The 19,813-nt window shown below is 61.2% G+C and carries 18 protein-coding genes; 9 read left to right on the top strand and 9 right to left on the bottom strand.

The window, feature by feature from the left end:
- Positions 1–2 precede the first annotated feature (2 nt).
- Together CO670_RS07495 and CO670_RS07490 are read right to left on the bottom strand one after the other, a co-directional pair.
- Entirely contained in the window at positions 3–1,163 is a 1,161-nt protein-coding gene (locus CO670_RS07495) for a hypothetical protein (RefSeq protein WP_141502243.1), read from the bottom strand.
- A gap of 228 nt (positions 1,164–1,391) precedes the next feature.
- Positions 1,392–2,435 carry an aldo/keto reductase gene (locus CO670_RS07490; RefSeq protein WP_097589663.1) on the bottom strand — a complete coding sequence of 348 codons (1,044 nt, stop codon included), beginning with the start codon at positions 2,433–2,435 and terminating at the stop codon, positions 1,392–1,394.
- Between the two features lie 208 nt (positions 2,436–2,643).
- Here CO670_RS07490 and fabD point away from each other — a divergent pair, with 208 nt between their 5' ends.
- From fabD to gmk, 7 genes are all read left to right on the top strand, one after another.
- Positions 2,644–3,588 carry an ACP S-malonyltransferase gene (fabD, locus tag CO670_RS07485; RefSeq protein WP_097589662.1) on the top strand — a complete coding sequence of 315 codons (945 nt, stop codon included), beginning with the start codon at positions 2,644–2,646 and terminating at the stop codon, positions 3,586–3,588.
- 31 nt (positions 3,589–3,619) lie between these two features.
- On the top strand, positions 3,620–4,357 hold the full coding sequence (gene fabG, locus CO670_RS07480) for a 3-oxoacyl-[acyl-carrier-protein] reductase (RefSeq protein WP_097589661.1): 738 nt from the start codon (positions 3,620–3,622) through the stop codon (positions 4,355–4,357).
- A gap of 286 nt (positions 4,358–4,643) precedes the next feature.
- Positions 4,644–4,880 carry an acyl carrier protein gene (locus CO670_RS07475; protein ID WP_003547058.1) on the top strand — a complete coding sequence of 79 codons (237 nt, stop codon included), beginning with the start codon at positions 4,644–4,646 and terminating at the stop codon, positions 4,878–4,880.
- 93 nt (positions 4,881–4,973) lie between these two features.
- The gene (gene fabF / locus CO670_RS07470) at positions 4,974–6,233 is read left to right on the top strand and encodes a beta-ketoacyl-ACP synthase II (protein WP_097589660.1); all 1,260 of its coding nucleotides are present in this window, start codon (positions 4,974–4,976) and stop codon (positions 6,231–6,233) included.
- Positions 6,234–6,404: 171 nt separating this feature from the next.
- Positions 6,405–7,622 (top strand): endolytic transglycosylase MltG, encoded by a 1,218-nt coding sequence (mltG, locus tag CO670_RS07465; RefSeq protein WP_097589729.1) that lies wholly within the window; start codon positions 6,405–6,407, stop codon positions 7,620–7,622.
- 19 nt (positions 7,623–7,641) lie between these two features.
- The gene (locus tag CO670_RS07460) at positions 7,642–8,529 is read left to right on the top strand and encodes a YicC/YloC family endoribonuclease (protein ID WP_097589659.1); all 888 of its coding nucleotides are present in this window, start codon (positions 7,642–7,644) and stop codon (positions 8,527–8,529) included.
- Between the two features lie 3 nt (positions 8,530–8,532).
- Positions 8,533–9,195: a guanylate kinase gene (gene gmk, locus CO670_RS07455; RefSeq protein ID WP_097589658.1), complete on the top strand. Its 663-nt coding sequence runs from the start codon at positions 8,533–8,535 to the stop codon at positions 9,193–9,195.
- A gap of 39 nt (positions 9,196–9,234) precedes the next feature.
- Here gmk and rsmA read toward each other — a convergent pair whose 3' ends face one another.
- The 7 genes from rsmA to CO670_RS07420 all read right to left on the bottom strand — a co-directional run bounded on the left by rsmA (position 9,235) and on the right by CO670_RS07420 (position 17,680).
- Positions 9,235–10,062: a 16S rRNA (adenine(1518)-N(6)/adenine(1519)-N(6))-dimethyltransferase RsmA gene (rsmA, locus tag CO670_RS07450; RefSeq protein WP_097589657.1), complete on the bottom strand. Its 828-nt coding sequence runs from the start codon at positions 10,060–10,062 to the stop codon at positions 9,235–9,237.
- Complete coding sequence (gene pdxA / locus CO670_RS07445) at positions 10,062–11,090, bottom strand: 4-hydroxythreonine-4-phosphate dehydrogenase PdxA (protein ID WP_097589656.1); 1,029 nt, start codon at positions 11,088–11,090, stop codon at positions 10,062–10,064. The genes rsmA and pdxA overlap by 1 nt, the downstream gene beginning before the upstream one ends.
- A gap of 5 nt (positions 11,091–11,095) precedes the next feature.
- Positions 11,096–12,037, bottom strand: a complete 942-nt coding sequence (locus CO670_RS07440) for a peptidylprolyl isomerase (RefSeq protein WP_097589655.1) — start codon at positions 12,035–12,037, stop codon at positions 11,096–11,098.
- A gap of 178 nt (positions 12,038–12,215) precedes the next feature.
- Entirely contained in the window at positions 12,216–14,543 is a 2,328-nt protein-coding gene (locus CO670_RS07435) for an LPS-assembly protein LptD (RefSeq protein WP_097589654.1), read from the bottom strand.
- Positions 14,543–15,631, bottom strand: a complete 1,089-nt coding sequence (gene lptG, locus CO670_RS07430; RefSeq protein ID WP_097589653.1) for an LPS export ABC transporter permease LptG — start codon at positions 15,629–15,631, stop codon at positions 14,543–14,545. The genes CO670_RS07435 and lptG overlap by 1 nt, the downstream gene beginning before the upstream one ends.
- On the bottom strand, positions 15,628–16,809 hold the full coding sequence (gene lptF, locus CO670_RS07425) for an LPS export ABC transporter permease LptF (protein WP_097589652.1): 1,182 nt from the start codon (positions 16,807–16,809) through the stop codon (positions 15,628–15,630). Before lptF ends, lptG begins: the two co-directional genes overlap by 4 nt.
- Positions 16,810–16,909: 100 nt before the next feature.
- Positions 16,910–17,680, bottom strand: a complete 771-nt coding sequence (locus CO670_RS07420) for a phosphatase PAP2 family protein (RefSeq protein ID WP_097589651.1) — start codon at positions 17,678–17,680, stop codon at positions 16,910–16,912.
- 144 nt (positions 17,681–17,824) lie between these two features.
- On the opposite strand from CO670_RS07420, the gene CO670_RS07415 reads away from it, so the two are divergent.
- Both CO670_RS07415 and CO670_RS07410 read left to right on the top strand, forming a co-directional pair.
- Positions 17,825–19,315, top strand: coding sequence for a leucyl aminopeptidase (locus CO670_RS07415; RefSeq protein ID WP_097589650.1), 1,491 nt, complete (start codon positions 17,825–17,827; stop codon positions 19,313–19,315).
- Complete coding sequence (locus CO670_RS07410; protein ID WP_097589649.1) at positions 19,315–19,767, top strand: DNA polymerase III subunit chi; 453 nt, start codon at positions 19,315–19,317, stop codon at positions 19,765–19,767. The genes CO670_RS07415 and CO670_RS07410 overlap by 1 nt, the downstream gene beginning before the upstream one ends.
- Positions 19,768–19,813 lie beyond the last annotated feature (46 nt).

Below are 19,813 nucleotides of genomic sequence, written 5' to 3'. Positions count from 1 at the left end.
CCTTATTTCGTTGCGTCCGGCCGTAGGAAAATGGTCTGTCCCGGCGGATTGTCTACGAAGAACCGGTCGTCGGCGATGAGCAGCGACTGCGTGTTAGGATTATAGCTAAAGCGAATATTATTGGCCTCGGTCATGCGGCCGGTCAGATTTATTGTAATCGTATCGGTATTGTGTGCGAAAGCGATTTTCAGCGTATTACCTTGCTTTTCGATAATTGCGTTCATCATATCGCCGCGTCTGGTTCCATCGCTGCTGACGGGCAGAATCTCCAGAAGATTGTTCGTCTCGATTGTGTCGTGGCCGTCTCCCTCTGCGAAAAAATAGGTCGACTGAACGCTCGATGAACCGTCCAGGATGACATAGTCGTCACCTTTACCGCCGGAGACGTTGTAAAGTGCGGCAGCGGAACTGGCGGAGATGATGTCGTTACCGTCACCGCCGTTGATGTTCATTATATTAAGACCCGCCACGTCGATCACGTCGTTACCACTGCCGCCATCCACATTGGTGACAAGGCGTGAGGCCACGTGGATGGCGTCATTGCCATTCCCACCATATGTGCTGTTTATGCTGGTCGAACTTTCTAGCGAAATGGTATCGTTGCCATCTCCACCATCGGTCGAATAGATCCCTTCAAACAGGTTTTCGACGGCTTCGGCGCCCCCACGCAGGGGAGCAGTTGTCACGATAGTGATCTTGTCATCGCCACTGCCGCCAGCGGTCGAAAAAACACTGCCTCTGCTCCTGATATCGATTGAATCGCTTCCGCTCCCGGCGTCAACGGAATAAACGGCTGGATTGAATATGCTATTGTCTTCTCCGCTACCTGCCGCGCGAATCCTGATCATATCGTCGCCGCTGTAGGTGGATACGTAGCCGACCTCACCGGCGGTGATGTCGACGACATCGTTCCCTCCGCTTGTGGTGGCTGAGACGGTGCCACCGGGAGAGTTGATCAGAACGCCGGAGTTGCCCTTCGCGTCAAGGATGATCCGCATTATGCTGTCGATTGCGCCGCCATTCTCGCTAACCGCGGCGACGCCGCTTCGGGTCGAGACGCCGTTCTGATTGCTGCCGCCGACGTCAAGCGAAGCTGTCTGCAACAGTTGCAGCGCGTATCTCCCGCTGAAACGAGCAGGAAACGTCGAAGAGATATTCGGCATCGCAAGGCTCCCACTTCCCGTGCCTTCTCATGAAGAGGAAGATGCGTTGTCGCCATCATGGCGGGAATGTTCCTGTGGGTAAAATTCAAGATGGCAGAATGGTGCCGAGGATCGGTTAATTGCCACTTAACAGCGAAGTACGAAATACAACTAAAAACGGCAGGGCCCTGCCGGAAATGAAAAGGGCGCGATCTCTCGCGCCCCAAAAAGCCGTCGCTATGGAAAGGTTCAAAGCGTCAGCGGATACTGCCGGTGCACCTTGGCGATCTCCGCCAGCACTTCGTCCGAAAGGGTCAGTTCGGCGGCGCCGATATCGACCTTCAATTGTTCCATCGAGGTCGCTCCGATGATGGCCGAGGCCATGAAGGGTCTCGACAGGCAGAAGGAGAGCGCCATTGCCGCCGGGTCGAGCCCGTACCGGGCTGCGATCTCCAGATAGGCCTTGGTCGCAGGCTCCTGCAGCGGCTGCAGGCGGCCGCCGATATCGTGGTTGATCGAGCCGCGCGAGCCCTTCGGCCTACCGCCGCCGACATATTTGCCGGTCAGGATGCCGCCGGCGAGCGGCGAATAGGCGAGCAGACCGACATCCTCATGATGCGAGAGTTCGGCGAGGTCGAGATCGAAATGGCGGTAGAGCAGGTTGTATTCGTTCTGGACGCTGGCGACGCGCGGCAGCCCCTTCTGTTCTGCGAGCGTCAGATATTTCTGGATGCCCCAGGTGGTTTCGTTGGAAAGGCCGATTGCGCGGATCTTGCCTTCATTGACCAGCGCGCCGAGCGTTTCCAGAATGTCGAGCATGTTGGCGACGGCCTGCTCGCGGTCCTGGTTGAAGGGATTGTAGCCCCAGTTCTGGCGGAAGTGGAAATGGCCGCGGTTCGGCCAGTGGATCTGATAGAGATCGACGTAATCGGTCCTTAGCCGCTTAAGGCTGGCCTCCAGGGCCAGGCGGATGTTCTTTGCATCCGCGCCTTCGCCGCCGCGCAAATAATCGCGGCCGAGGCCGGCGACCTTGGTGGCAAGCACGATATCGCTGCGCTTGCCTGATTTGCCGAACCAGCTGCCGATGTAATCTTCGGTCCAGCCCTGTGTTTCCGCCGAGACCGGGGTGGTCGGATAAAGCTCGGCGGTATCGAAGAAATTGACGCCCTTCTCGACGGCGTAATCCATCTGCGCATGAGCGTCGGTTTCGCTGTTCTGCGAACCCCACGTCATGGTGCCGAGGCAAATTTCTGAAACGGAGATGCCGGTACGGCCGAGCAAATTATACTTCATGGGAAAAACCTTGGGAGCGATCTTGAAGTGGAAGCCTTGGGAAGTGCCCGCGCAAATCTAGGCCGGATTTGACGGAGCGCAAGAGCAAAACCGGGCTTTTGTGCCGGTGCGAAAGGCTTTGCAGAGAGCGGGCCGCCACTTGACTCTCCGGGAAAGAATGTCAATTGGAGGCAAAATAGCCTCGAGGGGCGCAACCAGGGATACGAGAATGACCATCGCTTTCACTTTTCCCGGCCAGGGCAGCCAGGCCGTCGGCATGGGCAAGGATCTCGCCGAGAATTTCGCGGAAGCGCGCGCCGTTTTCCAAGAGGTCGACGAGGCGCTCGGTGAAAAGCTTTCGGACGTCATGTTCAATGGTCCCGAGGACACGCTGACTTTGACGGCGAATGCCCAGCCGGCCCTGATGGCCGTGTCGATCGCCGTCGTCCGCGTTCTCGAGGCCAAGGGACTGGATCTGAAGTCGAAGGTCGCCTATGTCGCCGGCCACTCGCTCGGCGAATATTCCGCACTTTGCGCTGCCGGCACCTTTTCGCTCGCCGACACCGCGCGGCTGCTGCGCATCCGCGGCAATGCCATGCAGGCGGCCGTTCCTGTCGGCGTCGGCGCCATGGCCGCGATCATCGGCCTCGAACATGCCGACGTCGTTGCCGTCTGCGAGGCGGCCGCAGCCACCGGCGCCTGTCAGATCGCCAACGACAATGGCGGCGGCCAGATCGTCATCTCGGGTGAAAAAGCGGCCGTCGAAAAGGCTGCCGGCCTTGCGACCGAGAAGGGCGCCAAGCGCGCCATCCTGCTGCCGGTTTCCGCTCCCTTCCATTCCAAGCTGATGGCGCCCGCTGCCGACGCCATGCGCGAGGCCTTGGCAACGGTTGCCAAATCCGACCCCGTCGTCCCGCTGATCGCCAATGTCCGCGCAGCCCCGGTCACAGGCGCCGGCGAGATCGCCGCGCTTCTCGTCGAGCAGGTGACGGGCCAGGTCCGCTGGCGTGAGACGGTGGAATGGTTCGCCGGCAACGGCGTCACGACGCTTTATGAACTCGGCTCCGGCAAAGTGCTGACCGGCCTTGCCCGACGCATCGACAAGACGATCAACGGCGTCTCGGTCAATGGTCCCGCAGACATCGACGCGGCCGTCGCCGCCCTCATGGCCTGATTGCTATCTCCAGACAATAAGGAACGTTTCCATGTTCGATCTATCCGGCCGCAAGGCTCTCGTCACCGGCGCATCGGGCGGCATCGGCGAGGAAATCGCCCGCCTTCTTCATAAGCAGGGCGCGATCGTCGGCCTGCACGGCACCCGCGTCGAGAAGCTGGAAGCGCTGGCAACCGAGCTCGGCGAGCGCGTCAAGATCTTCCCGGCCAACCTGTCGGACCGCGACGAGGTCAAGGCGCTCGGCCAGAAGGCGGAAGCCGATCTCGAAGGCGTCGATATTCTCGTCAACAATGCCGGCATCACCAAGGACGGCCTCTTCGTGCGCATGAGCGACGAGGACTGGGATGCCGTTCTCGAAGTGAACCTGACCGCGACCTTCCGCCTGACGCGCGAATTGACGCATCCGATGATGCGCCGCCGCTACGGCCGCATCATCAACATCACCTCGGTCGTCGGCGTCACCGGCAATCCGGGCCAGGCCAATTACTGCGCCTCCAAGGCCGGCATGATCGGCTTCACCAAGTCGCTGGCGCAGGAGATCGCCACCCGCAACGTGACGGTCAATTGCGTCGCGCCCGGCTTCATCGAAAGCGCCATGACCGGCAAGCTGAACGACAAGCAGAAGGAAACGATCATGGGGGCAATCCCGATGCGGCGCATGGGTACGGGCGGCGAAGTCGCTTCCGCCGTCGCCTATCTCGCCTCCTCGGAGGCCGCCTACATGACCGGACAGACGCTGCATGTAAACGGCGGCATGGCGATGATCTGAAACGACAAACGATCGGCACGGGAATAATTCCCGCAATAGCATGTTGAGCAATCACGAAGCGTTGATTTTCTGGCTTTGCGGCAGACATAAAGCATGTTAAGCGGGCCATGACTGTGAACAGTCGTCCCGAGAAAGCAGACGGACCGGCGGGCTTTTCGCAAGCCTGGGAAATCTCTGAAGCCGGGTAAACGAGTTTGCCGAGGATGTCTGACAACATCGCAGGCTGAAACAGGGTAGGGATGCCGTAACGGCATGCCGATCAGGACATAAGGTCGAGGAAACCGACATGAGCGATATCGCAGAACGCGTAAAGAAAATTGTTATTGATCATCTTGGCGTCGATGCCGACAAGGTCGTCGAGAGCGCCAGCTTTATCGACGATCTGGGCGCTGACTCGCTCGACACTGTCGAACTTGTCATGGCTTTCGAAGAAGAATTCGGCGTCGAAATTCCCGACGACGCTGCTGACTCGATCCTGACGGTCGGCGATGCTGTGAAGTTTATTGAGAAGGCCCAGGCCTGATCCTATGCATTTGAGAAAGGGCGGGCCGGGAGTCCGCCCTTTTCTTATCGGCATATTTCTCCATAGAACATAAGAGACGGGGGAAAGCACGCGATGAGACGTGTCGTCATCACCGGTACCGGCATGGTATCACCCTTGGGATGCGGAACAGAGGTGACGTGGTCGCGGTTGCTTGCCGGCCAGAACGGCGCCCGCCTGGTCACCGAATTCGAGGTTGACGACCTTCCCGCCAAGATCGCTTGCCGTATCCCACTCGGTGACGGTGCCGATGGCACCTTCAATGTCGATCAGTGGATGGAGCCGAAGGAACAACGCAAGGTCGATCCCTTCATCATCTACGGCATGGCGGCCGCCGACATGGCGCTTGCCGATGCCAACTGGCATCCCGAGACCGACGAGGACCAGATCGCCACCGGCGTGCTGATCGGCTCCGGCATCGGCGGCATCGAGGGCATCGTCGAGGCGGGCTACACCCTGCGCGACAAGGGCCCGCGTCGCATCTCCCCCTTCTTCATTCCCGGCCGCCTGATCAACCTCGTCTCCGGCCAGGTCTCGATCCGCCACAAGCTGCGCGGCCCCAATCATTCGGTCGTCACCGCCTGCTCGACGGGCGCGCATGCGATCGGCGATGCCGCGCGGCTGATCGCGCTGGGTGACGCCGACGTCATGGTCGCCGGCGGCACGGAATCTCCCGTCAGCCGCATTTCGCTGGCAGGCTTTGCCGCCTGCAAGGCGCTGTCGACCCAGCACAATGACGATCCGCAGAAGGCTTCGCGCCCCTATGACCGCGACCGCGACGGCTTCGTCATGGGCGAGGGCGCCGGCATCGTCGTGCTCGAGGAACTGGAACATGCCAAGGCGCGCGGCGCGAAGATTTACGCCGAAGTCGTCGGCTATGGTCTGTCGGGCGATGCCTATCACATCACGGCGCCGTCCGAAGACGGCGAGGGTGCCGGCCGCTGCATGGCGATGGCGCTGAAGCGCGCCGGGCTGACGCCGGCCGATATCGATTATATCAACGCCCACGGCACGTCGACCATGGCCGACACGATCGAACTCGGCGCTGTCGAGCGGCTGGTCGGCAATGCAGCGTCGAAGATCTCCATGTCCTCGACCAAGTCGGCGACGGGCCACCTTCTCGGCGCGGCCGGCGCCATCGAGGCGATCTTCGCCACGCTCGCCATCCGCGACAACGTCGCGCCGCCGACGCTCAATCTCGACAATCCCGAACGCGAGACGGCGATCGATCTTGTTCCGCACAAGGCGCGTGAGCGAGAAATCAACGTGGCGCTGTCCAACTCGTTCGGATTTGGCGGCACGAACGCATCGCTCGTGCTGCGCCGTTACGCCTAGCGGATACCCTACGGGTATCCCGGCGCCGTCGATAAGGCCGTCCTGCACGCCGCGTGGCAGGGCGTGCGAAAGCACAGCGGGTGACCGGCGTCATTGAGCGGCGGTAGACCTGCTTTTGCCGCATTGCTTCGCGAAATAGCGAAGTGAAGGCCAAGTTTTAGAGGATTGCCGGTGAGCGATACGACGAACCAGAGCAACGATAGCCAGGCGCAGAAGGGACCGATCATCCCCAAATCGCCGAACGAGGCCCTGCGTCCGGAGCGCGTTCCGGAGCCGCCGAAGCGGTCGAAGAATGCCCGCAGCCAGGTCGTTCTTTTCCTGAACTTCATCATGACGATGGCAGTTCTGGTCTGCATCGTTGCCGTTATCGGCTTCTACTACGCCAAATCGACCTATCAGAGCCCCGGTCCGCTGCAGACCAACACCAATTTCATCGTTCGCAACGGCGCGGGTCTGGCCGAAATCGCCTCGAACCTCGAGCGCAACGCCATCATCACCGATGCCCGCATCTTCCGTTATCTCACCGCCACGCATCTGTCGGCCGGAGAGAGCCTGAAGGCCGGCGAATACGAGATCAAGGCAAAGGCTTCCATGAGCGATATCATGGAGCTTCTGAAATCGGGCAAGTCCATCCTTTATTCCGTATCCTTCCCCGAGGGCCTGACGGTCCGCCAGATGTTCGACCGCATGCTGGCCGATCCGGTGCTGGAAGGCGACTTGCCGGCCGCGCTGCCGGGCGAGGGCAGCCTGCGCCCGGATACCTACAAATTCTCGCGCGGCACGAAGCGTTCGGAGATCATTCAGCAGATGGCGGCGGCACAGCAGAAGCTCGTCGACCAGATCTGGGACAAGCGCGACGCGTCGCTGCCGTTGCGGTCCAAAGAAGAATTCGTGACACTCGCTTCGATCGTCGAAAAGGAAACCGGCGTTCCCGACGAGCGCGCCCATGTCGCCTCCGTCTTCCTCAACCGGCTCGGCAAGGGCATGCGCCTGCAGTCCGACCCGACGATCATCTACGGCCTCTTCGGCGGCGAAGGCAAACCGGCAGATCGGCCGATCTACCAGTCGGACCTGAAGCGGGACACGCCTTACAATACCTATGTCATCAAGGGCTTGCCGCCGACGCCGATCGCCAATCCCGGCAAGGATGCGCTGGAAGCTGTTGCCAATCCCTGGAAGACGCAGGATCTCTATTTCGTCGCCGACGGCACGGGCGGCCACGTCTTCGCGGCCACGCTCGAGGAGCATAATGCCAACGTCAAACGCTGGCGTAAGCTTGAGGCCGACAAGGGGTCGGACCCGAACATAGCAGTTGACGGCCAGCCGGAAGAGCCGCCGGCGGACAATGGCACGGCTGTCGTCCCGCCGAAGAAAAAGAAGATCAACTGACAGATTTGGGGAGGCTCGCATGGCTTTGCAGTCCATGACCGGTTTTGCGCGGCGCGAGGGAACGAGCGGCCGCTGGCGCTGGGCATGGGAACTGCGCTCGGTCAACGGCAAGGGCCTCGATCTGCGCTTGCGCCTGCCGCCCGGGCTCGAACGCATGGAGGCGGAGGTTCGCCGCCTTGCCGGCGAAAGTTTCAGCCGCGGCAACCTGCAGGCATCGCTATCGGTCACCGCCGACGAGAACCGTTTCGAGGCGGTGCTGAACAGGCAAGCGCTTGCCGCCGTGCTTGCCATGCGCGGGCAATTGGAAGGCGTGATCGACCCCGCGCCGCTGAAGCTCGACACGCTGCTTCTGGTGCGCGGCATCGTGGAATTCCGCGAAGGCGAGGATAGTGAAGAGGCGCTTGCAGCCCGTGACGCCGATATTACCGCCGGCTTGCTGGCCGCGCTTTCCGATCTGAGGGCAATGCGCGAACAGGAGGGGGCGGCGCTTGTCCGCATTCTTCTCGATCATGTCGCCACGATCGAAGGCTTGACGCGGACGATCGAGCGCGATCCCTCGCGCTCGCCGCAGGAGATCGCAGCCCGGCTTTCTGCACAGGTGACCTTGTTGATGGATGGCATCGCCGCGCTCGACCGCGACAGGCTGCACGCCGAAGCCGCGCTGTTGGCGACCAAGGCGGATCTGCGCGAGGAAATCGATCGGCTCAAGGCGCATATCGCCGCTGCGCGCGATCTTCTGGTGAAAGGCGGCCCTGCCGGCCGCCGGCTGGACTTCCTTGCACAGGAATTTAACCGCGAATCGAATACCATCTGCTCGAAGTCGAATGCTTCGGCGGTCACCGCTGCCGGCATCGAGTTGAAAGTCGTGATCGACCAGTTCCGCGAGCAGGTCCAGAATTTGGAGTAGGACATGAAACCGGCGAAATCCTCGCCCGTACAGATCGCCCGCCGCGGTCTGATGCTTGTCATTTCGTCGCCGTCGGGCGCCGGCAAGTCCACCATCGCGCGTACGCTTCTGGAGACCGATAAGCATATCGGTCTTTCCGTCAGCGTCACGACGCGCCAGCGCCGCCCGAGCGAGGTCGAGGGCGTGCATTACCACTTCAAGAGCGTGCGCGAGTTCGAGCGGCTTCGCGATAGCGACTCGCTGCTCGAATGGGCCGAGGTGCACGGCAATTTCTACGGCACCCCGCGCGAGCCGGTCGAACAGGCCATGGCCGAGGGCCGCGATATGCTCTTCGACATCGATTGGCAGGGCGCCCAGCAATTGCAGGAGAAGATGTCGGCCGACGTCGTTTCGATCTTCGTGCTGCCGCCGACGATGACCGAACTCCAGTCGCGGCTGCACCGCCGCGCCGAGGATTCCGAGGAGGTCATCCAGACGCGTCTCGCCAACAGCCGCGCCGAGATCGGCCACTGGCGCGAATATGACTATGTCATCGTCAACGACGACCTCAACACCGCTTTCGACGCTGTCCAGTCGATCGTCAAGGCCGAACGCCTGCGCCGCGACCGGCGCCACGGCATGTTCGATTTCGTCCGCGAACTGCTGGAAGAGACGCCGTCACTTTGACGGCGAAAACTGTCGGCGGTTTTCGAAGAGCATTCGAATCTAAAGGCTGTTCGCCAGAAGGCAGAATTCCTCGACGGACAAGGTCTCCGCCCGGCGCGCCGGATCGATCCCTGCCTTGACGAGCAGGCTCTCGCCGCCGAGCGGCTTCAAGCTTTGACGCAGCATCTTGCGGCGCTGGCCGAAGGCGGCTTGCGTCACCTTTTCCAGATTGCCGACAGCGCAGGGAATCGGATTTTCGCGGGGAAGCAGCTGCACGACGGTCGAAGTTACCTTCGGCGGCGGCGTAAAGGCTTGCGGCGGCACATCGAAGGCCATGCGTGCGTCGGTTCTCCAGCCGCAGAGAACGCCGAGACGGCCGTAGTGATCGTCATCCTCGCCGGCAACGATACGCTCGCCGACTTCCTTCTGAAACATCAGCGTCAGCGACTGCCAGAACGGCGGCCAGGCCTTCGGCAGCAGCCAGTTGACCAGCAGCTGCGTGCCGACATTATAGGGCAGGTTGGCGATGATCTTGACCGGGCCTTCCGGCGCCAGGGCCTCGAAATCGGTCTTCAGCGCGTCGCCCTCGATCACCTCCAGCCGTCCGGGATAATGATCGGCGATCTCGGCGAGCGCCGGCAGGCAGCGTGTGTCGCGCTCGACGGCGATGACCTTCTTGGCGCCGAGCGCCAGGATCGCGCGCGTCAGCCCGCCGGGGCCGGGGCCGACCTCGAAGACGGTGGCTTCTTCGAGAGCGCCGGCCGTGCGAGCGATCTTTTGGGTGAGGTTGAGGTCGAGCAGGAAGTTCTGGCCGAGTGCCTTGCGCGCATCGAGGCCATGACGCTGGATAACGTCGCGAAGCGGCGGCAGACCGTCGAGTGCTGCCATCAGCGGCGGCTTTCCATGCTGCGGCCGAGCTGCGCGGCAAGCTTCAGCGCCGCGACGAGGCTCTGCTCGCGCGCCAGGCCCTTGCCGGCGATGCCGAAAGCGGTGCCATGATCCGGCGAGGTGCGCACGAAAGGAAGCCCGAGCGTCACGTTGACACTATCGTCGAAACCGAGCGTTTTGGCCGGGATCAGCGCCTGATCGTGATACATGCAGACGGCGACGTCGTATCGCGCCCGCGCTTCGTCGTGGAACATCGTATCGGCGGGCAGGGGGCCGATGGCATCGATGCCCTCGTCGCGTAGTCGCTCGATTGCCGGACGAATGATGGTCTCGTCTTCCTTGCCCATTGCCCCGCCTTCGCCGGCATGCGGATTGAGGCCGGCTACTGCAAGCCGCGGCGCCTCGATGCCGAAGCGCTGCCTCAGGTCTTCGTGGGCGATGCGGCAGGTTTCCATGATCAGTTCGCTCGTCAGCGCCTGCGGCACGTCGCGAACCGGAATGTGGATGGTGACGGGAATAGCCTTGAGCTTCGGTCCTGACAACATCATCACAGGCGTGACCGGCCGCCCTGTCGCTTTGGTAGCGAGATCCGCCAGAAATTCGGTATGGCCGGGAAAGCGGAAGCCCGCTTCGTAAAGCACACTTTTGGAAATCGGGTTGGTGACGACGCCAAGCGCCTCGCCATCGATCACCAGGGATACGGCTTTCTCGATCGCCGCAATCGTGCCTTTCGCCGTTGCCTCGTGCGGCTCGCCGGCGACCACCTCGATGCCGGCCGGCACTGTCCTGACGGGCAATGCATCGGCAAACATGCCGGCGGCCTCGCTGGCTGTGTCGCTCTCGCGGATCGAAACCGCCAGATTGAGCTGGCGGGCCCTCAACGCCAGGACACTCGGGTCGCCGATCAGGAAAAAGGGCGGCAGCCCGAGTTCACGCCGCCGGAGCCATGCCATCAGGGTGATATCCGGCCCGATGCCGGCGGGATCGCCCTGAGTGAGCGCAAGCGGGCGTGAGAACGGTATTGCCATCGTCGTCAGCGATAGGCGATCTGCGCCTTCTTGCGCAGCTCTTCCAGGTATTTCTTGGCGTTCTCGTTTTCCGGCGGACCGCTCTTGTCGGCCTTGGATTTGTCGAGATCCTCCTGGCGGAAGACCATTTCGGCGGCCTGGTCGTCGGAAACCTGACGCTGGCTGCAGATCGCCAGATATTCGACCCCTTTGTCGGTGACGCGGGTGCCTGTCGTGTTGCCCTTGGCCTGCTCGACCAGCGGCTTCCAATCCGGCGGGATCTCCGGGGCGAGCATGCGGCCGAGGTCGCGCACGGAAACGTCGCGCATCGTCGCGGCAAAAACCTTTGACTGGTCGCAGCCGGGGAATTTCGAGCGCGATGCCTCTGCCTCGCCCTTGCGCTTGCCGGTGATGGCGCCGCGCTTGGCTTGCGGAATGACGAAGATGATCTGCTGCAGCATATATTCCGTCGTCACCGGCTTCTGCTTGTTGTTCTGCATCATGCGGGAGACGAGGTCGTAATTCGACAGCCGAGACGTCGAACCGTAGCGCGCATTGACGACACGTGGCCAGCTCATCTGCACGGCAATGAAACTCTTGAAATGGTCGACACCGACACCGGCGCGATCAAGGATCTGCGACATCTGCTCAACGGAAAGCTTGTTGCCGCTCGAGAAGCGCGCGAACGAGGCATCGACGTCTTGCTGAGAAACCGACATGCGAACGCGGGCGACCTCCTGCCGCTTGAGCGTCTCGTCGATCAGCTGCTCCTCAGCAGTCTTGGCGTCTGCCTTCGTATGCTGCAGCCGCAGGAAGGCCTGGCGCTTGGCGACGTCGCCGCTGGTGATGGCGGTGCCGTTCACCACGGCTTTGACTTCGCTTGCGGCAAATGCCGGACCCGCAAAGCCAGCCAGGGTGATCGTTGCCCCCGTGATGAAGGCTGTTATGGCTTTTTTCGCGTCAATCATCTGTTGACCTCCCGATGGCGCCGCGAGACGTGTTCGCGGCGTTCTTACCACAGTGCGAGACACGCGGAAATCGCTTCCATCATGGCGCGAGACCGCTATGCCTCAGATATCGACTGGCGGCAATGTCCTGCACAGGCTTGCGGCGAAAGAATGACTTGAGGTCATGTTCCCCCGTCCGTCATTCAATACTATCGGTGCCGATCTTGATGTCGCCGAGCGTGCGGAAGGTAAGCCGCGCGCCGATCGTCCAGTCGCTTGCCGACTCTTCGTCGGAGTCCCTCGTATCGGTATAGGCGATCGTAAAGATCGTGCATTCGTCCTCGTAGCTGAGGCCGAGTGTGCGGCGGCTAATCACATCATTGTTCAGATCCCAGGCGATACCGCCGAAGATCGACCAATAGTCCTTGAACTTGATGCTACTGTTGGTCTGGATCTCGTCGTTGTCGTCGGCGAAGCCATATGCAGGCTGCGCGCTGAGATGGGTGTAGGTCACCTGCGTGGCGAAGGTGTCGTTCTGGTAAGCCGTCGTCAGGTCGCCGCGACGGAAATCGAAATCCTTCTCGTCGAGGCGATAGGAGGCCGTCACGGAAACGCCGAACGGCGTTTCGATGCCGCCGAGACCCACATAATCTGAGCGAGTGGTTTCGAGGCCCGAATCCGCGCCCACGTTGACGAGGTCATCGGTGGCGAACGAGTTCTGTCCGGCGATCTGGTAGGACTGGCCGAAGATGCCGTGCAGCTTGTAGCCGCTGTCGAACGTGCCGGTATACTGGATGCCGACATTGGCGCGGGTGCCGCCTTCGATACGGTCGTAGCCAGAGAATTTGTCGCGGTCGAATAGCGAGGTGGCGTCGAAGACGAAGCTCTGCGCATCCTCGTTCGGCAGCCGGCCGGCGAGCTGCTCATCCGGGCGGGCATAGATCTGGGCGATCGGCTCGAGGATATGGGTGCTGTTGTCAGTCGTCATCAGGATCGGATAACGCATCTCCAGCCCGGCGGTGAACATCGAACGGGTGGCTGAATTGCCGTCATAATAGTTGCCGGCATAGTCGGTCGGATCGTCCATGTTCAGCGCGAAAGCGTCGCCGCGCGCGGCCAGCAGCGGCGTGATCACCAGGCCGGTCGGCGTGACATAGGTACGCTTCCACTGCAGTTCTCCGCTCAGTCGCGAGGTCTGCCCCTTCAGGCCGCGGAAGCGGTCGAAGCCGTCGACGGTATAGAAGTCGTCATGGGTGCGCGAAATATTCGTCAGGTTGACATCGGCTGACAGCTCGCCGCCTGCAAGCGGCTGCGGCGCCACATAATGATAGTCGAGCGAGGGATAGACGATCGCCTGCTGCTTTTCAGCCGTGTTCGTACGGTCGGCATCCTGGACGTCGAAATAGAACGCCCGCATGTCGAAATAATTCCGCTTGCCCAATCCCGTCAGGTAGATCTGGTTGGTGCGATCCGTGCCGCTGAGCCCGCGCAGCTTATAGGTTTTCGAGAAGTTGTTGTCGCTCTGCGCCATGACGTCCCAGCCGAACGTCCAGCGCGGATTGATGCGGAACTCGGCCTTCGACGCCACCATGCCGCGCTGCTCGGCTTCGGCATCGCTGGTGCCGGAGCTGAAATTGCCCGGGGTTGCCTGGTCTATGCCGGCGACGCGCAGGATATGCGTGCCATTTTCAAAACGCTGGCGGAACTCGCCTTCGACGAGAAAGCCCTGGGCCGTGTAGCCGGTGGCGGTGACCGTCGCATCCATGCTCGGCGAGATCACATAATAATAAGGAATGGAAAGACCGAAACCGAGATTCTGCGACAGGCTCATCGTCGGGAAAAGAAAGCCCGACTTGCGCTTCACCGTGTTATCGGGAACTTCGATGAACGGCAGGAAGGCAATCGGATGGCCGAGCAGCTCGAATCGCGCCCTCTCCAGCCGGACCGTGTGCGTTTCGCCATTCTGGATGACGCGCTTCGCCTTCACCTGCCAGAAGGGCGCACGTTTGGGATCTTCGGCGCAGGGAAGGCAGGCCGTATAGACGCCCTTGTTGAGAATCATCAGCGTGCCGCCGACCCGCTCGCCGCTTTCGGCGACGATACGCGTATTGTCGGAGGTTTCGATGCGCAGCGAGTTCAGGAACCCGTCGGCGAAATTGTCGGTCACGTCGAGATTGTCGGCGTAGATGCGGTTGCCGTCGGGGCTGACCAGCTCGACATTGCCGATCGCCGTCATCCGGCCGGTCTTCTGATTATATTCGACCTTCTGAGCGACCATTTTGTAGCCGCCATAGTTGATCTGCACGCCGCCGATCGCCGACACCATGTCGGCATCGCGATTATAGACGAGTTCATTGGCCGACAGGAGAAGCTTGGCTCCTTCGGGGATCTTCTGCTGGATATTCTGTTCGGGCGCCGCGACCTGGCCGAAAGAGGCCGGCACGCTGCTGAAATAGGAACATAGAGTCGCGCCGGCAAGCAGGGCAACCAACTGTTTACTAAAGTACTTGCGGTCGCCTGCCGCCACTAGCCGTCCTCCTGATGAAGCAGAATAGTCGCGCCCAACGCCAACGCGACGACCACCGGTATCCACGTCGCCACGAAAGGAGGCACGACTCCACTGCTTCCGAATGCTTTTACAAGCACGGTGATGACATAAAGCACGAAGCCCGCGAGGATGCCACCCAGAATCACGGAGCGGGATTGGTTGAACCGGCTAAATTTTAGGGACACTGTTGCAGCAATGAGAGTCATCGCCACCAGCAGTAACGGCTGGGACAACAGCGCGTTGAATTGCGTCTCCAGTGCCTTGGTTGAGATGCCGAAGGATTTGGCCGCTGCAATCCGGTTCGAAAGGTCAAAGAAACCAATTGTTTCCGGCGCTGTCAGCCGCTCCTGGACGAAATCTTGTTTCAGATTGGTGCGAAGTTGAACCGAAGCTTTGCGCACGGGGATTTCGCCAGGCTTGCGCTCGACGACGGTGTTAAGTTGCCAGTAACCATCTTCCAACTTTGCCGTCGCGGCGTCCTGTCTCAGAATGACCTGGCCGCTTGAATCGAAATGGATCAGCACGGCGTCGATCAGCTTTGTTCCGTTCTCCTGAACGGTCTGGGCGCCGATGATGACATCGTCTCTGCCGCTGATCTGGCGCAGCCACGGAATCTGCGGCGCCTTGCGCAGGACCGCATTCTCGCCGCGCCAGTCGGATTCGACGAGAAGAGCCTGACGCTGTCCCCAGGCGGCAAGCGGGTTGAGCGCCGTCATCGTCAGCACGCCGATGGCCAGCGAGCCGACGATGAAGGGAAACATGAACTGCCAGACGGAAATGCCGGCGGCCCGCGTCACGACGAGCTCATATTTGCGGTTGAGCCCGATCAGCACCGTCATGCCGACGAAGAGCGTGATGAACGGCACCGTCTGCTGCAGGATAAGCGGCAGGCGAACGGCGGTCATCAGGATGCCGCCGCCGATCGTGTAGCCGGGCAGGCCGGACATGCGGCCCGCCGTCTCGCTGAAATCGAGGAGGAAGGCAATCGCCGACACGCCGATCAGGAACCAGCCCGTCGTCGCCAGATAGCGACGAAAAAAATAACGCGACAATGTGCCGAACATCATTGGGTAGCGCCCCCGCCGGTCCTGCCTGCAGCAGCGAGCAGTCTTTCCTGCATCCGTCTCCAGAACGACGAGATCCGATCCCGGATGAACGAAGGCATGACCAGTCGCTTGTGCAGGCCCAGGAAGACGATCGAAATGATGCTGCTGACGATCGGGATCGCATAGAGGACGGCGATATATTCAGGATCGGTGTCGATCTGATTGGCTGCGTAGAAGGCCGCCCAGCGCAGCGCGAAGGCATAGGTGAGCGCGCTGACCATCGGATGCAGCCGGGCTTCGCGATGCGAGCGCGCATCGCCGGCGATCGCCAGGGAAAACAGTGCGAAGACGACCGGCAGAATCCAGTCCGTCAGCCGCCGGTGCAGCTCGGCGCGGTAGCTCTGCGGCCGGATCGTATAGTCCTTGTCGGTCGGATCAGGGTTGAGCAGGAACCACAGATCCCGGTCGCTGGCGCGCAGCGTCGCCTGACCGCGATTTTCCGTCATGTCCGAGAGGTCGAAGGAATAGGAATCGAAATTGATGACCGAGACGTTGCCGTCAGGCGTTTTGCGGTGAACCTCGCCGTCATGCATGATCAGCGTGGTGCCCTTGTCGTCGACGGCGCCTTCCTTGGCGTAATAGATCAGTTCGTAGGCCGGATCGCGCTCGTCGGCGACGAACAGACCTTTCAGCATGCGGCCGGCCATGCGCTGCGAGATCTGCACATAGAGGCCTTCATCGAGCTTGCGGAAGGTTTTCTCCTCGATCACCGAGGAGAGAAGGTCGGCATAAGTCTCGGCGATCATCTGGCGGACCACCGTCTTTGCCCGTGGTTCGACGATGTTGTCGACGAAGAAGGAAAAGACGCTGATGACGGCGGCAAGCAGCAGGATCGGACGAATCAATATGCTGCGCCGCGCCCCGGCTGCATCGATGACGGTGAGTTCGGAATCGTTGTTCATCGTCGTCAGCGTCTGGGTGATGGCGATGACAAGCGCGAAAGGCAGCACGACGGGAATGATCGACGGGAGGATCATCGTCGCCAGCTTGGCGAACGAACCGATCGACTGGCCGCTGTCGGTGACGAGGTTGATGCGCTGCAGAACCTGTGTCGTCCAAATGATCGCCAGCACGGGCAGCAGCGCCACGAGAAACATCTGGCCGACGCGCCGTAATATGTATGTCTCGAGTAGTTTCATGCCGGCCCTTGAAAGCACCCTGCACGCCCAAGCGGCTTGCAGGAGAATCCCTCTACGCTCTTTGTCGCGCTTTTGCGACAAGCTGGTGTCAAAAATTCATTCAAATTTCAGAATTTTTTTGGCCCTGTTGCGACTCAGTTAATGCCAGCAGCGCGGCGAAGATGACGATCGTGGAAAGCCATCCCAGCACGACATCGGAAAGGTAATGCGCACCGAAGGATAGCCGCATCGCCGGTGTGAGGATCGAGATCACTACCACGGGCGGCACGATTGCGTAGCGCAGCGATTTCGGAACGAAGAGCAGCAGGCAGAGCAGCCAGCCGGCGCTCGCCGCCTCGCCGGAGACAAAGGAGCAGTTCGACACGCATTTGCCGGCGAGCGAACCCGCCTCGGCGAAATGCAGCGAGCCGCCAAAAATGTCCGTCTGCAGCGGCCGCGGCCGCCCCCAGTGTTCTTTCAGGATGACATTGACGAGCAGCACCGGCCCGATCAGCAGCGTTCCCAATGCGACTTTGAGCTTGCGCGCCCTCTCGGCATTGAAAGTCGCGCCATGCTGCTGATAACATTCGATGAATTTCCACAGCATCACGATCGCCACCACATAGGGCAGGCGGAGGAAGATGGTGCGCAGCAGGTCGAAATTCCCCGAGTCGCGATAGGGAAAACCGCCGCAGATGCTGCCGGCGGCGGTCGCATCGCAATCCGTCGCCACGAAAAAAAGCCGGGAAAAATAGATGTCTATTTCGGGAAAGGCGCGGAACACGGCAAGCAGCGCCCACCACGTCCAGAACAGCAGCACGAATGCACCGAAAGTCGTTTTCGGCAGGCGGATTGCCGAGCCGTGCCATCGATTTTTCGAAAAAATTGTCAACGCGAATATCTACGGAACTGACGAAAACAGAGAGGCCCTGATGGCCGCGGGCGACCATAACAATTGTCGCAAGCCATTGACAGACCCGCCAAACACGAAATTATCCGCCGGGAACGGATCCCGAAGAATCCCAGCGGAGAAGACATGTCAGCAAAGTTCGAAATTTCATTCTCAAAGTCGGCAAAACTCAACGGCGGCCTGGCGATCCTGCTGAAGTCGACTGAGGCCGAGAGCGCTGCGGGCGCCGAAACGGTCGATCCGGCCGGCGTGGTCGCCAAGGCTGCGAGGATCGGCCGGTTCTCCGCGAGATCCATGGCCGCGCTCGATATCGTCGCTCCCGAAGCCGCCCCCGTCGAGCGCATCGTCGTCATCGGGCTCGGCAAGGCTGCCGAACTCACCGCCCATGATTGGCTGAGGGCCGGAGGTGCCGCTGCATCGAAAATCAAGAATACCGACAAGGCCGCAATCTTCATCGATGTTCCCGGCCTCGAGACGACGGCCCGGGCAGCCGCCGATTTCGCGCTCGGTTTGCTGCTGCGCGCCTATAGCTTCGATACCTACAAGACGAAGAAGAACGACGAGGAGGAAAAGCCGGCGAAATCCGTGAAGGTGACGATCGTCACCGCCGATCCCGCCGGCGCAAAGAAGGCCTTTTCCCATTCCGAAGCGATTGCCGGCGGCGTCAATCTCGCCCGCGACCTCGTCAACGAGCCGCCGAACGTGCTTGGTCCGGTCGAGTTCGCGGCCAAGGCGAAGGAGCTGGAAAAGCTCGGCGTCGAAGTCGAGATCCTCACCGAAAAGGAGATGCGCCGTCTCGGCATGGGCGCCCTTCTCGGCGTCGCCCAGGGCTCGGTGCGCCCGCCCCGTCTTGCGATCATGCAGTGGAAAGGCGGAAAACCCAAGGATCGTCCCGTCGCCTTCGTCGGCAAGGGCGTGGTTTTCGATACCGGCGGTATTTCGATCAAGCCGGCGGCCGGTATGGAGGACATGAAGGGCGATATGGGCGGCGCCGCTGCCGTCACCGGCCTCATGCATGTGCTTGCCTCCCGCAAGGCCGCCGTCAACGCTGTCGGCATCATCGGCCTGGTCGAGAACATGCCTGACGGCAACGCCCAGCGTCCCGGCGATATCGTCACCTCCATGTCAGGCCAGACGATCGAGGTCATCAATACCGATGCCGAAGGCCGCCTCGTGCTCTGCGATGCGCTCTGGTACTGCAACGATCGTTTCAAGCCTCAGTTCATGATCAATCTCGCCACGCTGACCGGTGCGATCGTCGTCGCACTCGGCAATGTGCATGCGGGCCTGTTCTCCAATGACGACAAGCTTTCGGGGCAACTGACGGCAGCCGGGCTTTCGACCAACGAGAAGCTCTGGCGCATGCCGCTCGGCAAGGACTATGACAAGCTGATCGACAGCAAGTTCGCCGACATGAAGAACACCGGCGGCCGGCAGGCGGGCTCGATCACGGCGGCGCATTTTCTCAAGCGCTTCGTGCAGGAGACGCCTTGGGCCCATCTCGATATCGCCGGCACCGCGATGGGCTCGCCGCAGGACGAGATCAACCAGTCCTGGGGGTCCGGTTTCGGCGTGCGCCTGCTCGACGAGCTCGTCCGCGCCCACTATGAAGCCTGATGACCGACGTTCTCTTCTATCATCTGACCGAAACCAGGCTGGAGGATGCGCTTCCGCCGCTCATCGACAAAAGCGTCGAGCGCGGCTGGCGCGTCGCCGTGCAGACGCGGGAGCCGGCGCGGCGCGATGCACTCGATACGCATCTTTGGACTTTTCGTGAGGAGAGTTTCCTGCCGCATGGCACCGATGAGGCGGATTTCGCCGAGAGCCAGCCGGTACTTTTGACGGTGACATCGGACAATGCCAACGCAGCCACCGTGCGCTTCATCGTCGACGGCGCCGAGCCGCCGCCGGTCGTCGCCGCCTATGAGCGCATCGTCTTCATGTTCGACGGTCACGACCAGGCGCAATTGGACGCCGCACGCTCGCAATGGAAGAGGCTGAAAGGCGAGGGGCATAACCTCACCTATTGGCAGCAGACGCCGGAAGGGCGCTGGGAGAAGAAGGCTTAAACGTGCCGTCGGGATGGTCCTTGCCGTCGGGCCGACAGGCAAGGAC

Source organism: Rhizobium sp. J15 (assembly GCF_002531825.1).
GTDB lineage: Bacteria > Pseudomonadota > Alphaproteobacteria > Rhizobiales > Rhizobiaceae > Rhizobium.
Note: the sequence above shows the minus strand (reverse complement) of the source record. Positions and strands in the feature narration are given on the sequence as shown.